Annotated in this window: 11 protein-coding genes; 4 read left to right on the forward strand and 7 right to left on the reverse strand. The window is 71.8% G+C overall.

The window, feature by feature from the left end; translation table 11 throughout:
* Positions 1 to 198 carry a VOC family protein gene (locus ACFTWP_RS19705; protein WP_380265873.1) on the forward strand — a complete coding sequence of 66 codons (198 nt, stop codon included), beginning with the start codon at positions 1 to 3 and terminating at the stop codon, positions 196 to 198.
* 121 nt (positions 199 to 319) lie between these two features.
* Positions 320 to 1,105, forward strand: coding sequence for a DUF6348 family protein (locus ACFTWP_RS19710; protein ID WP_380265874.1), 786 nt, complete (start codon positions 320 to 322; stop codon positions 1,103 to 1,105).
* 42 nt (positions 1,106 to 1,147) lie between these two features.
* Here the strand turns inward: ACFTWP_RS19710 and ACFTWP_RS19715 are convergent, their stop codons facing one another.
* From ACFTWP_RS19715 to ACFTWP_RS19730, 4 genes are all read right to left on the reverse strand, one after another.
* Entirely contained in the window at positions 1,148 to 1,342 is a 195-nt protein-coding gene (locus ACFTWP_RS19715; protein ID WP_073927841.1) for a hypothetical protein, read from the reverse strand.
* Positions 1,343 to 1,941: 599 nt separating this feature from the next.
* On the reverse strand, positions 1,942 to 3,111 hold the full coding sequence (locus ACFTWP_RS19720; protein WP_380265875.1) for a PP2C family protein-serine/threonine phosphatase: 1,170 nt from the start codon (positions 3,109 to 3,111) through the stop codon (positions 1,942 to 1,944).
* A gap of 402 nt (positions 3,112 to 3,513) precedes the next feature.
* Positions 3,514 to 3,999, reverse strand: a complete 486-nt coding sequence (locus ACFTWP_RS19725; RefSeq protein WP_380265876.1) for a ribose-5-phosphate isomerase — start codon at positions 3,997 to 3,999, stop codon at positions 3,514 to 3,516.
* A 178-nt stretch (positions 4,000 to 4,177) separates the two neighbouring features.
* Positions 4,178 to 4,789, reverse strand: coding sequence for a biotin transporter BioY (locus ACFTWP_RS19730; protein ID WP_380265877.1), 612 nt, complete (start codon positions 4,787 to 4,789; stop codon positions 4,178 to 4,180).
* 383 nt (positions 4,790 to 5,172) lie between these two features.
* On the opposite strand from ACFTWP_RS19730, the gene ACFTWP_RS19735 reads away from it, so the two are divergent.
* Positions 5,173 to 6,582 carry an amino acid permease gene (locus ACFTWP_RS19735; protein ID WP_380265878.1) on the forward strand — a complete coding sequence of 470 codons (1,410 nt, stop codon included), beginning with the start codon at positions 5,173 to 5,175 and terminating at the stop codon, positions 6,580 to 6,582.
* 75 nt (positions 6,583 to 6,657) lie between these two features.
* Here the strand turns inward: ACFTWP_RS19735 and ACFTWP_RS19740 are convergent, their stop codons facing one another.
* Positions 6,658 to 7,290: a DsbA family protein gene (locus tag ACFTWP_RS19740; RefSeq protein ID WP_380265879.1), complete on the reverse strand. Its 633-nt coding sequence runs from the start codon at positions 7,288 to 7,290 to the stop codon at positions 6,658 to 6,660.
* 221 nt (positions 7,291 to 7,511) lie between these two features.
* On the opposite strand from ACFTWP_RS19740, the gene pepN reads away from it, so the two are divergent.
* Positions 7,512 to 10,103, forward strand: a complete 2,592-nt coding sequence (gene pepN / locus ACFTWP_RS19745; protein WP_380265880.1) for an aminopeptidase N — start codon at positions 7,512 to 7,514, stop codon at positions 10,101 to 10,103.
* A gap of 63 nt (positions 10,104 to 10,166) precedes the next feature.
* Here pepN and ACFTWP_RS19750 read toward each other — a convergent pair whose 3' ends face one another.
* Both ACFTWP_RS19750 and acnA read right to left on the reverse strand, forming a co-directional pair.
* Positions 10,167 to 11,486 carry a glycoside hydrolase family 18 protein gene (locus ACFTWP_RS19750; protein ID WP_380265881.1) on the reverse strand — a complete coding sequence of 440 codons (1,320 nt, stop codon included), beginning with the start codon at positions 11,484 to 11,486 and terminating at the stop codon, positions 10,167 to 10,169.
* Positions 11,487 to 11,769: 283 nt separating this feature from the next.
* Entirely contained in the window at positions 11,770 to 14,415 is a 2,646-nt protein-coding gene (acnA, locus tag ACFTWP_RS19755) for an aconitate hydratase AcnA (protein ID WP_380265882.1), read from the reverse strand.
* Positions 14,416 to 14,732 lie beyond the last annotated feature (317 nt).

Here is a 14,732-nt window from a genome sequence, read left to right on the forward strand (position 1 = left end):
GTGGGCGCCGGAGGTCCGCGGGCGCTGGTGGTGCTGAAGGTCGACAGCGTGGACGAAGCGGCCGCCCGCGTCCGGGCGCGCGGGCACGAGCTGCTGGCCGAGCCGCAGGTGCAGTGGGAGCGGCTCAAGGTGGCCCACCTCACCGACCCCGAGGGCAACCTGGTGGAACTGCAGGAGTGGCTGACCCCGCGGGTGTGACGGCGGTTTCCCGCTCGGGGCCGCGGCCGATAGCCTCGCTGGCGTCCGACGTCGGTTCGATGCCGGGCCGTGTGTTCGAGCTCCACCCGGGCGTTCGAGCTTCAAGGGTGAGGAGTGTCCCGTGCGTCCCCAGGAGCGACTGGACGTCATACAGGCCAACGTGGTGCGGGAGATGGCGCGGTTCGGGCAGGAGTTCACGGTCGAGGGCAGCGTGGTGCGCGGACCGGGCACCACCGCCGTGGCCGTCCGCGAACACCCCGGGCAGGACGGCGCCGGCCACGTCGACCTCGGCTTCGTCCTGCAGCTCGGCCGCGCGGACGCCCCCGTGGTCTGGGACTGCGCGGCGGGACTCGGACAGACCGAGGAGGAGAAGCTCGCCAACGCCGTACGGATGTGGGCGACCACGACCGCCGCGGCCCTGGTCGAGCTGCAGGAGCGGCGCGGCGAGCACGGCGACCACTACCGGCCCGACGAACTGCCCGGCTGGCACGCCGTGCAGGGCCCGGCCGCGGTGTTCGGGTTCGGCAGCGAGCAGCTCTCCCGGTGGCTGTCGGAGCACCAGGTGCTGCCCGCGCTCGCACCGGCGCTGCTGCCGGAGCTGACCGGGCCGCAGCTCAACGGCGTCAAGCTGTTCCTCGGCGGCAGGGCGGGCGACGACGTGGCCGAGGTGCGGGTCAACGGCGAGGTGTCCGAGGCGGCCTCGGCGGCGCTGCGCGAGCTGGACTGGCCGCGCGGCGAAAGACTCTGCTGGGCACGCCTGTTCGTCCTGCTGAGCGCGACCGGCGACCGCGTCCCGGCCGCACCCGGGCATGCGGAAGCGCCGCCGGTGCCCGTGACGGCCCCGGCGCGAATGCGCCCGCGCGGAGTGTTCAGCCGCTGGCGCCAGGCCCGGCGGGCCGGCCAGTAGCCCTGTCGGACCCCGCCGCGGCCGCCGGGGCCCACCGAACCGTCAGCTGGCGACGCCGGAGATGGTCTTCGCCAACTGGCTCAGGAAGTCCTGGATCGGCTTGGCGGCCGTGCTCTGGTTGAGCATGAAGCCGAAGAGCGCAGCCAGGATCGCGTGACCGATCTTCAACTGCTTGTTGCGGATGAAGATGATGCAGATGACGCCGAACAGGACCAGCGCGGAGACGGAGAGTGCCACCCGGACTCACTTCCTCGTTTCATTGGGAGCTTCGCCGAGAAGCTCCGTACGAAGCCGGACCCCGGTCTGTCCGACGGTCCCGAGGCGGAAGTCGGTCGATCGCATCGCGGCCGGCGCGCGCTGCGGCCGTTCGGTGCATACCGCGCCGCACCTGACGCCCCCAATCCCCCGAGTCCCCGAGTCACAACCAGTCCCGCCCGGACTCAGTGTGGTCGACCATGCGGGTTGCGTAAAGGTGTAACCGGCAGCAGGGGCCCGAGATCCTGCGATGTGAGACGAATTTCCGCCGACCGAGACGATAGCGGAGCAGTCCTGACGGATCGTCGGCAGGGCACCGCTGAGCGGTGCGGGGGCCTCGACGCGCGCCGGCCCGCGGGAGCGTGCGCGGGGCGTGGGCGCGGCCCTGCCTACGGACCGGGAATGGCCGAAGATCAGCTGCCACGGCGACGAGGGGTTGACAGCGGCACATGCGCCGGAGCACCGCGGTCCGGACGGCGGGCGAAACACCGGCGACGCCGGGGGGATGCGCAGGGATCCGGAGGGCGCGGGGTGGAGCGGCGGACGGCCGTCGACCGGCCCGGCGACGGACCGACGGCCGGTCAGTCGCGCCAGAGCAGCAGTACCGCGCGGTCGTCGTTGATGTCCTTGGCCACCGTCTCGATCAGCCGGGCCGCCGCGCCGTGGTGGCTGGCCGGGCCGGCGCCCGGAACCAGCCGGTCCGCCTCGCCCATCAGCCGGTCCATGCCCTCGGAGAGGTCCCGGCCGGGGGCCTCCACCATGCCGTCCGTGCACAGCATCAGCACGTCGCCGCGGTTCAGCCGCCCCCGTACGCCCTCGAACTTGGCGCCGTCGTAGATCCCCAGCAGCGGACCCTCGGTGGTCTCCTTGACCTCCCAGCGCCCGGCGCCAGACAACCGCTGCATGCCGGGCAGGTGCCCGGCCGAGAGCAGCTCGTACTCGCCGGTGTCCAGGTCCAGCACCAGGTGGACGGCGGTGGCGAAGCCCTCCTCCCAGGACTGCCGCAGCAGGTAGCCGTTGGCGGCCGGCAGGAACTCGTGCGCGGGCAGCGAGCCCAGCAGGCCGCCGAAGGCGCCGGAGAGCAGCAGGGCCCGGGAGCCGGCGTCCATGCCCTTGCCGGAGACGTCCGCGAGGACCACCTCCAGCACCCGCTGGCCCGGGCCGGTGCGGGAGGCGACCACGAAGTCGCCGGAGAAGGACTGCCCGCCCGCCGGGCGCAGCGCCATGTCGGCGTGCCAGCCGGCCGGCAGTTCGGGGACCCTGCTCTGGACCCGCAGCCGCTCGCGGAGGTCGAAGAGCATGGTGGAGCCGCCCCACCAGGGCACACCGACCCGGCTGCGGAACTGGGCCAGCAGCAGGCCGGCCACCCCGGCCGCGCCGACCACCAGGGCGGCGCCGGGGGTGACGCCGTAGGTGTAGGCCTCGGGGTTGTCGCTGGCGACCCGCTGGCCGGTGTGGATCACCGACTCGGAGGAGAGGCCGACGGCGGCGAGCGCGTAGAGCACGACCAGGCTGCCCGGACGCAGCAGGAGCGCGGCGGCCAGGATCGGCAGGACGAGGGCGGTGGGCGGGGCCCAGGCGGGGACGCAGACGTTGAGCACCACGAGCACGGGGACGAGCAGGGCGAGCGCGCCGAGGACGGGCCAGTCGGCGGCGCCGCCGCGGAAGTAGTCGACGCCCGCGGTGCGCAGTTTCCGCCGGATCCTGCGCTGCCACTTGCGCAGCCGGGCCGCGACGGGGTCCGTGGCCACCTGGGCGGCGTCGGGCCTCGTCGCAGTCGTCTGGGGCGGTGCGCCCGGAGGTCTGCCAGCCATGGGGTCCGACCATATCCACCGGCACAGGCCGCCGTCGACGGGGTGCGCGGGTGCCGTGGGCGGTTCCCGACCGCCTCCAACGGGTTTCGGCCGAGTACCGGACCGCTCGACCGTTCCGTCAACAGGCTTGGACCGGTGGCACTACGGAGGAGGAGCGTGTCGCGAGCGGCACGCGCACGGCCGGCTCCGCGCGCCCCGTCGTGCTTCGACTGCTGTGTCGCACGACACAGTTCCGGTGCCCACCATCGGGTGCGCGGCGGCGGCACCGGCCGCGGAGACGGTCACGGCCGGCCGCTGCGGGCGAGCGGCCGGCCGTACGTCGTGGGGTGTGAGCGGGGATCAGCCCTGCGGGTGGTGCGCCGGGATCGGCGGCAGCTCACCGGTGGTCTCGTACTCGCTGAGCATCTCGATCCGGCGGGTGTGCCGCTCGGCGCCGCTGTACGGGGTGTTGAGGAAGATCTCGACGAACTTGGTGGCCTCGTCCTCGGTGTGCATCCGACCGCCGATGCTGACCACGTTGGCGTTGTTGTGCTCGCGGCCCAGCGCGGCCGTCTGCTCGCTCCAGGCCAGCGCGGCCCGCACGCCCTTGACCTTGTTCGCGGCGATCGCCTCGCCGTTGCCGGAACCGCCGATCACGATGCCGAGCCCCTCGGGGTCGGCAGCGGTGCGCTCGGCGGCGCGCAGGCAGAACGGCGGGTAGTCGTCCTCGGCGTCGTAGACGAGCGGCCCGCAGTCGACCGGCTCGTGGCCGGCCTCCTTCAGCCACTGGACGAGGTGGTTCTTGAGATCGAATCCGGCATGGTCGGAACCCAGGTACACGCGCATGCGTATGAGTGTGGCATGCGCGTGTACGCGACCCCGGCAGGGGCTCGGCGGCACCTCCCGCCGCCTCGCGGCAGGCCCCGGAGGCGACGGCGGGAGGGGTACGAACGGCGTCCGGGGCGTCCGTCGACGGCGGCCGGCCCGGGACGGTCCGGCGGTGGTCGAGGGCGTGACCGGCGGGTCAGCCCCGCTTGACCAGCTTCCACGCCAGCGGGAGCGCGCCCATCGCCAGCAGGGCCTTCAGACCGTCGCCGACGAGGTAGGGGTAGAGGCCCAGCTCGGCGGCGCGGGCGAGCGGGACGTGCAGCGAGAAGGCCAGGTACGGGACGCCGACGGCGTAGATGGCGAGGGTGCCGGCCACCATGGCGCCCGCGGTCCGCAGCGGGGTGCGGTCGGCGCCGCGGCGGGCGAGCGCACCGGTGAGGCCGGCGGCGAGCACGAAGCCGATCACGTAGCCGAGCGAGGGCATCGCCCAGCCCGAGGTGCCCTGGGCGAACCACGGCAGCCCGGCCATGCCGGCGAGCAGGTAGAGGCCGAGCGAGGCGACGCCCCGGCGGGTGCCGAGGGCGGTGCCGACGAGGAGGGCGGCGAAGGTCTGGCCGGTGACGGGGACGGGCGAGCCGGGGACGTTCACCGAGAGCTGGGCGGCGAGGCCGGTGAGGGCGGCGCCACCCGTCACCAGGGCGAGGTCGCGGACCTGGGAGCCGAGCCGGGTGGATGCCGAGGGCAGCAGGTCGGCGAGGACGACACCGGGTCGGATCGAGGTGTTGGCGGTGGGGCTGGCAGTGGCCATCGGGTATCTCCGCAGGTCGGAAGGCTGTTCGACATCTGTGAACCTACGCGTTCGACAGCTGTGGCACCGTCAGGGATTCCGACAAGGCCCGGCGGGCGCCGTTGTCGGGATCGGCGCCGATGACCGCTCCGGCCCACCGCTCCACCCCCGCCGCGACGCCCGACCGCACCCGCCCGGTCGTCCGTCCGGCTGCCCGGCCGGTCGGCCGGCCGCCCAGCTGCCCAGCTGCCCAGCTGCCCGACACCGCACCGTGCGGATCCGGTCACGTTCCGCCATCATCCGGTCCGCATGATGAACCGCCGACCGGCTTTCTTGGCATGACCAGCATCGGCACCGGATATTGGACCGCTCAACCCGGTATCCGAACAGTCTGGACCACCCTCATGGCCCATCTCCCCGCGCCACCGACGATCGACGCGTCGCCGGCCGCCCCGGCACCGGCCCCGGCCGACGGGCAGCGGCTCGCCCACGGACTCAAGCAGCGGCACCTCTCGATGATCGCCCTCGGCGGCGTCATCGGGGCCGGTCTCTTCGTCGGCTCGGGCGCGGGCATCGCGGCCGCCGGACCCGCCATCATCCTGGCCTTCACCCTCTCCGGCCTGCTGGTCATGCTGATCATGCGGATGCTCGGCGAGATGTCGGCGGCCCGGCCGGCCTCGGGCTCCTTCTCGGTGCACGCCGAGAGCGAGATCGGGCCGTGGGCCGGCGTCACCACCGGCTGGATGTACTGGGTGATGCTCTGCTGCGGAGTCGCGGCCGAGGCCACCGCGGCCGGCAAGATCATGAACGGCTGGGTGCCCGGCGTGTCGGCCTGGATCTGGGTCGGCATCTTCATGGCCTTCTTCTGCGCCAGCAACCTGACCGCCGTGAAGAACTTCGGCGAGTTCGAGTTCTGGTTCGCCGCCGTCAAGGTGACCGCGATCGTCGCGTTCCTCGTCCTCGGCACCCTCGGGGTGCTCGGCGTCCTCGGCGACGGCAACCCCGGCACCGGCAACCTGACCGGCCAGGGCGGGTTCCTGCCCAACGGCACCAGCGGCCTGATCGTCGGCCTGCTGGCCTCGGTGTTCGCCTACGGCGGGCTGGAGACGGTCACCATCGCCGCCGCCGAGTCCGAGGACCCGCGGCGCAGCGTGGCCAACGCGGTGCGCACCGCGGTCTGGCGGATCGCGATCTTCTACATCGGCTCGATGGCCCTGGTCGTCACCCTGGTCTCCTGGAAGGACCCGGCGATCGTCGCCGACGGCCCGTACGTCACGGTGCTCCAGCACCTGGGCGTGCCCGGCGCCGGCACCATCATGGAGGCCGTGGTGCTGGTCGCGCTGCTCTCCGCGATGAACGCCAACATCTACGGCTCCTCCCGGATGGCGTACTCGCTGGTCTCCCGCGGGCAGGGCCCGCGGGTCCTGGCGAAGGTCAGCGGCGGAGTGCCCCGGCTGGCCGTGGTCGCGTCCTGCGGCTTCGGGTTCGGGGCCGTGCTGGCCGGCAGGTTCTGGCCGGACACCGTGTTCACCTGGCTGATGAACACCACCGGCGTGGCCATCCTGGTGGTCTGGCTCTTCATCTGCGTCGTGCAGCTGCGGATGCGCCGCCGGCTGGAGCGCGAGGCCCCCGGGCTGCTCACCGTCCGGATGTGGGGCTACCCCTACCTGACCTGGGCGGCACTGCTCGCGGTGGTCGCCATCCTCGGGCTGATGACCACGACCGAGGGCAATCGGGAGCAGCTGTACGCGGCGGGCGTCCTGGTCGCGCTGCTCTCGCTCGGCGGCTACCTCAAGCAGCGCCGCAGCGCCTGAGGGCGCCGGACGTGACGGAGGGCCCCGTACGGATCGGATCCGTCCGGGGCCCTCCGGCGTTCCGCGCCGGCGCCGCTACTCGAAGGACGGGCCGACGGTGCGGGTGCGCTTGATCTCGTAGAAGCCCGGGGTGGAGGCGACCAGCAGGGTGCCGTCCCACAGGCGGACGGCGGCCTCGCCGCGCGGAGTGGGCGTCACGACCGGGCCGAAGAAGGCGACGCGGTCGCCGTCGGCGCCCTCGACCGCGATCACCGGGGTGCCGACCTCCTCGCCGACCAGGCCGATGCCCTCCGCGTGCGAGACCCGCAGGGCCTCGTCGTGGATGTCGGTGTCGGCGGCGTCCGCCAGCTCGGCCGGCAGGCCGGCGGCGACCAGGGCGGCCTCGATCGTCTCGCGGGTGCGCGGCAGACCCTGGTTGTGGAAGCGGGTGCCGAGCTCGGTGTAGAGGCGGCCGAGCACCTCGTCGCCGTGCTTCTCGGCGGCCGCGATGCAGACCCGGACCGGGGCCCAGGCCTGGGCGAGCAGCTCGCGGTACGACTGCGGGATGTCCTTGTGCTCGTTGAGCACCGACAGGCTCATCACGTGCCAGCGCACGTCCACCGGACGCAGCTGCTGAACCTCGATCAGCCAGCGGGAGGTCATCCAGGCCCAGGGGCACACGGGGTCGAACCAGAAGTCGGCGGTCTTGCGGTCTTCAGCAGCGGTCACGGCGTTGTGGTCCTTCGGTGAGTCGGGCTCCGGTGCGGGTGGTTCCCCCCTGCCGAACACCCCGCCCGCGCCGCTGATTCCGCCCCGCGCCGACCGGCCTGTGCAATGGTACCGAGCGGCGGGCCCGTGAAAGGATGCCCGGGAACGAGCACGGACCGCCCACCGGCGGCCCGTGGACCGCAGAACGCACCACCGTGCGAGTCGGACGAAGGAGTACCGCCGTGCCGGGCAAGAACCTGAGCCGTGAGGAGGCCCGGCAGCGGGCCGACATCCTGGAGGTGGACGGCTACCGGGTGCACCTCGACGTGACCTCCGCGCCCGATCCGGCGGCAGCCACCTTCAGGTCCAGCACCACCATCCGCTTCCGCTGCTCCCGGCCCGGCTCCGCGACCTTCGTGGACCTGCTCGCCCCGGCCGTGCGCTCGGTGCGCCTGAACGGCCGCGCGCTCGACCCGGCCGAGGTCTTCGACGGGGCGCGGGTCGCCCTGGACGACCTGGCGGCGGAGAACGTGCTGGAGGTGGAGGCCGACTGCGCGTACAGCCGCACCGGGGAGGGCCTGCACCGGTTCACCGACCCCGCGGACGGCGAGACGTACCTCTACACCCACTACGAGCCGGCCGACGCCCGGCGGGTCTTCGCCGACTTCGAACAGCCCGACCTGAAGGCGCCGTTCACGTTCTCGGTGACGGCGCCGGCCGCCTGGGACGTCTGGTCGAACGCCGTCCACGAGCGCATCGGGGACGAAGGCGCCGCCCGGACTTGGGAGTTCGCGCCGACCAGGCCGATCTCGACCTACCTCACCGCCGTGGTGGCCGGCCCGTACCACGTCGAGCGCGACCACTACAGCCGCGAACTGCCGGACGGCAGCACCCTGGAGATCCCGCTCTCGGCGCTCTGCCGCAAGTCGCTCGCCCGCTACTTCGACGCGGACGAGATCCTCGGTGTCACCAAGCAGGGCCTGGAGTACTTCCACGACGAGTTCGACTACCCCTACCCGTTCGGCAAGTACGACCAGGCCTTCGTGCCCGAGTACAACATCGGCGCGATGGAGAACCCCGGCTGCGTGACCTTCCGCGAGGAGTTCATCTTCCGGTCGAAGGTCACCGAGGCCGCGTACGAGGGCCGGGCCAACGTCATCCTGCACGAGATGGCGCACATGTGGTTCGGCGACCTGGTCACCATGCGCTGGTGGGACGACCTGTGGCTGAAGGAGTCCTTCGCCGACTTCATGGGCTCCTACGCCCTGCTCGGCGCGAAGACCAGGTTCCACTCGGCCTGGATCACCTTCGCCAACCAGCGCAAGGCCTGGGCCTACCGCCAGGACCAGTTCCCGACCACCCACCCGATCACCGCGGACATCCGGGACCTGGAGGACGCCAAGCTCAACTTCGACGGCATCACCTACGCCAAGGGCGCCTCGGTGCTCAAGCAGCTGGTGGCGTACGTCGGACGGGACGCCTTCTTCGAGGGCGCCCGGCGGTACTTCAAGCGGCACGCGTACGGCAACACCGTCCTCGGCGACCTGCTCGGCGCCCTGGAGGAGACCAGCGGGCGCGACCTCACCGCGTGGGCCGGGGCCTGGCTGCAGACCGCCGGCGTCAACGCGCTCACCCCGCAGCTCACCGTCGACGCCGAGGGGCGGATCACCGAACTCGTCGTCCTGCAGGACGGCGCCGCGGGCGACACCGCGTCCGCACCGGGCGGCCTGCGCCCGCACCGGGTCGCGGTCGGCTGCTACGAGCGGGACTCGGACGGCGCACTCGTGCGCACCGACCGGATCGAGCTGGACGTCACCGGCGCGCGCACCGTCGTCCCCGAACTCGCCGGGCGCCCCCGGCCGGCCCTCGTCCTGGTCAACGACGACGACCTCACCTACTGCAAGATCCGCTTCGACTCCGAGTCGCTGGAGACCCTGCGCACCGGCCTCGGCGACATCGCCGACGGCCTCGCCCGGGCCCTCGCCTGGTCGGCGGTCTGGAACCTCACCCGGGACGCCCTGATGCCGGCACGCGACTACGTCGCGCTGGTCCTGCGGTTCGCCGGGCAGGAGTCCAACATCGGCGTCCTGCAGTCCCTGCACCAGCAGGCCAAGGGCGCGGTCGACCTGTACGCCGACCCGCAGTGGCGTGCCGAGGGCGGCCGGCTGCTCGCCGAGGGCGCGCTGCGCGAGCTGCGCGCGGCCGAGCCGGGCGGCGACCACCAGCTGGCCTGGGCACGGTTCCTGGCGCAGACCGCGAACGGCTCCGAGCACCTGCGCCTGGTCCGCGGCCTGCTCGCCGGCACCGCCCGGATCGACGGCCTGGCCGTCGACCAGGAGCTGCGCTGGTCCTTCTGGCTGGCGCTCGCCGCGGCCGGGGAGGCCACCGAGCAGGAGCTCGCCGCCGAACTCGCCGCCGACAACACCGCCAGTGGCCGCCGCCAGCACACCCAGTGCCTGGCCGCCCGGCCCACGGCCGAGGCCAAGGCCGCCGCGTGGTCGGCCGTGCTCGACTCCGACGAGCTGCCCAACGCCCTGGTGGAGGCCCAGATCGCGGGCTTCGGCCAGGCCGGCCAGCGCGAGCTCACCGCCCCGTACGCGCAGCGGTACTTCGAGCTGCTGGAGCGGGTGTGGGCGGAGCGGACCATCGAGATCGCGATGCGCATCGTCGGCGGGTTCTTCCCCCGGCTGCAGATCACCCCGCAGACGCTGGCCGCCGCCGACGACTGGCTGACCGGCCACCCGGAGGCGGCGCCCGCACTGCGCCGGCTCGTCCTGGAGTGCCGGGACGACCTGGCGCGGGCGCTGCGCGCCCAGGCCTGCGACGGCGCCTGACCCCGACGCGCGGAGGGGGCCGTCCGGGGTGGGAGTCCCACCCCGGACGGCCCCCTCGCCGGCTCAGCGGCCCTGCAGGCCCTTGTCCAGCGCCTTCACCAGCGAGCCCTGGGCGTCGTCGTTGTCCAGCGCCCAGGCCATCACGCCGGCCAGGTCGTTCCACCGCGAGTACTCCGCCTTGCGGGTGAGCAGCTCGGGGGTGTCGTAGGACCAGAACTCGGTGCCGTCGTACTTCCAGGTCGCCCCGTGCTTGCGGTCGTAACTCACCGTGCCGGGAAGGTCCTTGATCTGGTTGTACGGCAGGCTGCCGCCGCGCGCCAGGCCGGTCGCCGGCTGGAACAGGCCGTTCCGGGTGCCGGCCGGGACGCCCGTCCAGCCGTAGCCGTAGAAGGGCACGCCGAGCACGGTCTTGTCGGCCGGGAGGCCGTTGTCGAGGTAGTGCTGGACCACCCGGTCGACGCTGTAGAACTTGTTGTCGGGGGCCGGGTCGGCCTTGTCCGCGTACATGTTGGCGTTGTGGTTGGTCGGCCCGAGGGTGTCCCAGCTGCCGTGCAGGTCGTAGGTCATCAGGTTGAGCCAGTCCACCGACTTGGCGACCTTGCGCAGCTCCAGCTGGTCGGCGCGGCCCTCGTTGGAGGCGACGGCGGCGGTCAGCAGGTAGTGCGGGCCCTTGCGGCCGCTCAGCGCGTCCAGCTGCTTGCGGAACTCCTGCATCAGCAGGGTGTAGTTGCGGCCGTCCTCCGGGCGGACGATGTTGCCGGCGTCGCCGCCGCCGCCCGGGTACTCCCAGTCGATGTCGATGCCGTCGAAGGTGCCCGCACCGGCGCCGGCGCCGCCCTCGATCGAGCCGAGCTGCGGCAGGTTGCCCTTGATGTACAGGTCGATGCAGGAGGCGACGAACTTCTTGCGCGACGCGTCGGTGAGCGCGGCGTCCGAGAAGTACTTCGACCAGCTCCAACCACCCAGCGAGATGACGGACTTGAGCTGGGGGTTCTTGGCCTTGAGCTTGCGCAGCTGGTTGAAGTTGCCCTTGAGGGGCTGCTCGGCGGTGTCGGCGACGCCGTCCACCGACTCCTCCGCACCGACCGGGCGCTGGTAGTCGGCCCAGGCGTCGCCGACGCCGGCCGCGTTCGCCTCGAAGCAGGTCCCGTCCGAAGAGACGTTGCCGAAGGCGTAGTTGATGACGGTGAGCTTCCCGGCCTGGCCGGAGTCCTGCACCTTCTTGGCGGAGAAGCCGCTGTAGATGCCCCACTGGGTGAAGTAGCCGACGCGCTGGCCCTTCAGGCGGGGGGTGCGGTGGTCGTCGTGGGCCTGGGCGGCGGGGGCCGCCGCCAGGGTCGCCACCGTGAGGGCGGCGAGGAGGGCGGCCGTGCGGCTGGGCATGCGCATACGAGAAGACCCCGTGGCTCTCTCTGAGTCAGCACTTACTGGTCTGGACCAAGCTGAAACAGAGGTTTAGTCCACTCGGGCACTTCCGCACAAGGGGTAGCGGCCCACGGATTCGGCCGGGCCCGCCTCCAACGCCCTTCCCGGACGCGGTTCCTGACACGATTCCCGGCGCGAGTCCGGCGCGAGTCCGGCGCACTTTCGGCGCGATTCCCGGCACGACGAAGGCCGGGCCGCACCCCCGTGGGGATGCGGCCCGGCCCGGTGCCTACGGCGTCGGTCAGCCGATCAGGCTGCGCAGCACGTACTGCAGGATGCCGCCGTTGCGGTAGTAGTCCGCCTCGCCGGGGGTGTCGATGCGCACGACCGCGTCGAAGCTGACGTCACCCGCGGTGACCTTGACGGTCTTCGGGGTGCGTCCCTCGTTGAGCTCGGTCACACCGGTGAAGGAGAAGGTCTCCTCGCCGGTCAGACCCAGCGACTCGGCGGTCTGGCCGGCCGGGTACTGCAGCGGCAGGACGCCCATGCCGATCAGGTTCGAGCGGTGGATGCGCTCGTACGACTCGGCGATGACGGCCTTGACGCCGAGCAGCGCGGTGCCCTTGGCCGCCCAGTCGCGGGACGAGCCCGAGCCGTACTCCTTGCCCGCCAGGACGACCAGCGGGATGCCGGCGGCCTGGTAGTTCTGCGAGGCGTCGTAGATGAACGACACCGGCGCGTCCACCTGGGTGAAGTCGCGGGTGTAGCCGCCCTCGGTGCCCTCGGCGATCTGGTTGCGCAGGCGGATGTTCGCGAAGGTACCGCGGATCATCACCTCGTGGTTGCCACGACGCGAGCCGTACGAGTTGAAGTCGCGCTTCTCCACGCCGTTCTCGGTGAGGTACTGCGCGGCCGGGGTGCCCGGCTTGATGTTGCCGGCCGGGGAGATGTGGTCGGTGGTGACCGAGTCGCCCAGCTTGGCCAGCACGCGGGCGCCGGCGATGTCGTTCACCGGGCTCGGGGTCTTGGCCATGCCCTCGAAGTAGGGGGGCTTGCGGACGTAGGTCGACTCGGCGTCCCACTCGAAGGTGTTGCCGGTCGGGACGGGGAGCGACTGCCAGCGGTGGTCACCGGCGAAGACGTCCTGGTAGCCCTTGTCGAACATGGCCTCGTCGATCGAGCCGGCCACCGTGTCGGCGACCTCCTTCTCGGTCGGCCAGATGTCCGCGAGGAAGACGTCGTTGCCGTCGGCGTCCTGGCCCAGGGCGTCGCGGGTGATGTCGACGTTCATGTTGCCGGCCAGGGCGTAGGCGACCACCAGCGGCGGGGAGGCCAGGTAGTTCATCTTGACGTCCGGGTTGATCCGGCCCTCGAAGTTGCGGTTGCCGGAGAGCACCGAGACGACCGCGAGGTCCGACTCGTTGACGGCGGCCGAGACCTCCTCGGGCAGCGGGCCCGAGTTTCCGATGCAGGTGACGCAGCCGTAGCCGACCAGGTTGAAGCCCAGCTTCTCCATGTACGGGAGCAGGCCGGCCTTCTCGTAGTAGTCCATGACGACCTTGGACCCGGGGGCCAGGGTGGTCTTGACCCACGGCTTGACGTGCAGGCCCTTCTCCACGGCCTTCTTCGCCAGCAGGGCCGCGCCCAGCATGACGGAGGGGTTGGAGGTGTTGGTGCAGGAGGTGATCGAGGCGATCACGACCGCGCCGTTGTCGATCTCGTACGACGTGCCGTCGGGGGAGGTGACGGCGGTCGGCTTCGAGGCCTCGGCGGAGTACGTCGGCAGCGCCTCGGCGAAGCGCTCGGCGGCCTCGGCCAGGATCACGCGGTCCTGCGGGCGCTTCGGGCCGGAGATCGACGGGACGACGGTGGAGACGTCCAGCTCCAGGTACTCGGAGTAGACCGGCTCGACCGACGGGTCGTGCCAGAGGCCCTGCTCCTTGGCGTACGCCTCGACCAGCGCGAGCTGCTGCGCGTCGCGGCCGGTGAGCTTGAGGTAGCTGATGGTCTCGGCGTCGATCGGGAAGATCGCACAGGTCGAGCCGAACTCCGGCGACATGTTGCCGATGGTGGCGCGGTTCGCCAGCGGGATCGCGGTGACGCCCTCGCCGTAGAACTCGACGAACTTGCCGACCACACCGTGCTTGCGCAGCATCTCGGTGATGGTGAGCACCAGGTCGGTGGCGGTCGTGCCGGCCGGGAGCTGGCCGTTCAGCTTGAAGCCGACCACGCGCGGGATCAGCATGGAGACCGGCTGGCCGAGCATCGCGGCCTCGGCCTCGATGCCGCCGACGCCCCAGCCCAGCACGCCCAGGCCGTTGACCATGGTGGTGTGCGAGTCGGTGCCGACGCAGGTGTCGGGGTACGCCTGGCCGTTACGGACCATGACGGTACGGGCCAGGTGCTCGATGTTCACCTGGTGGACGATGCCGGTGCCCGGCGGGACGACCTTGAACTCGTCGAACGCGGTCTGGCCCCAGCGCAGGAACTGGTAGCGCTCCTTGTTGCGGCCGTACTCGATCTCGACGTTCTGGGTGAACGCGTCCTTGGTGCCGAACTTGTCGGCGATGACGGAGTGGTCGATGACCAGCTCGGCCGGGGCCAGCGGGTTGATCTTCGCCGGGTCGCCGCCGAGCTCCTTGACGGCCTCACGCATGGTGGCCAGGTCGACGACGCAGGGCACGCCGGTGAAGTCCTGCATGATCACGCGGGCGGGCGTGAACTGGATCTCCTCGCTCGGCTCGGCCGCGGCGTCCCAGTTGCCCAGGGCGCGGATGTGGTCGGCGGTGATGTTCGCGCCGTCCTCGGTGCGGAGCAGGTTCTCCAGCAGCACCTTGAGGCTGTAGGGCAGCCGCTCGGAGCCCTCGACGGCGGAGAGCTTGAAGATCTCGTACGACTCGTCGCCCACCTGCAGCGAGCTGCGGGCGTCGAAGCTGTTCGCGGACACGACTGACTCCTTCTAGGTGCTTCGTGCGATGCCCCGGCCGTCTCAGTGCTAAGGTCTGCCTAACTTAGGTCTACCTAACCTGGATCGCCGTCGGGCGCCTCTCGGCAAGTATCTTGATGTCGAGATAAATAGTAGTGGGCAGTTATCTCGATGTCGAGATAAACCATAGTGCATGTCCGTCGCAAGCACGCGCCCGGCATGCCCGTGTGCCGCCATCGCACGATCCCACCCCGCAGGCCTTGGCGCGGCCCGTGAGGCGGGTCGTGGGGCCACCCGTGGAGGGGGCCGTCACGCGGGCCCGACCGCTCGCCCGTCCA

The organism is Kitasatospora sp. NPDC057015 (genome assembly GCF_042673745.1).
Classification (GTDB): Bacteria; Actinomycetota; Actinomycetes; order Streptomycetales; family Streptomycetaceae; genus Kitasatospora.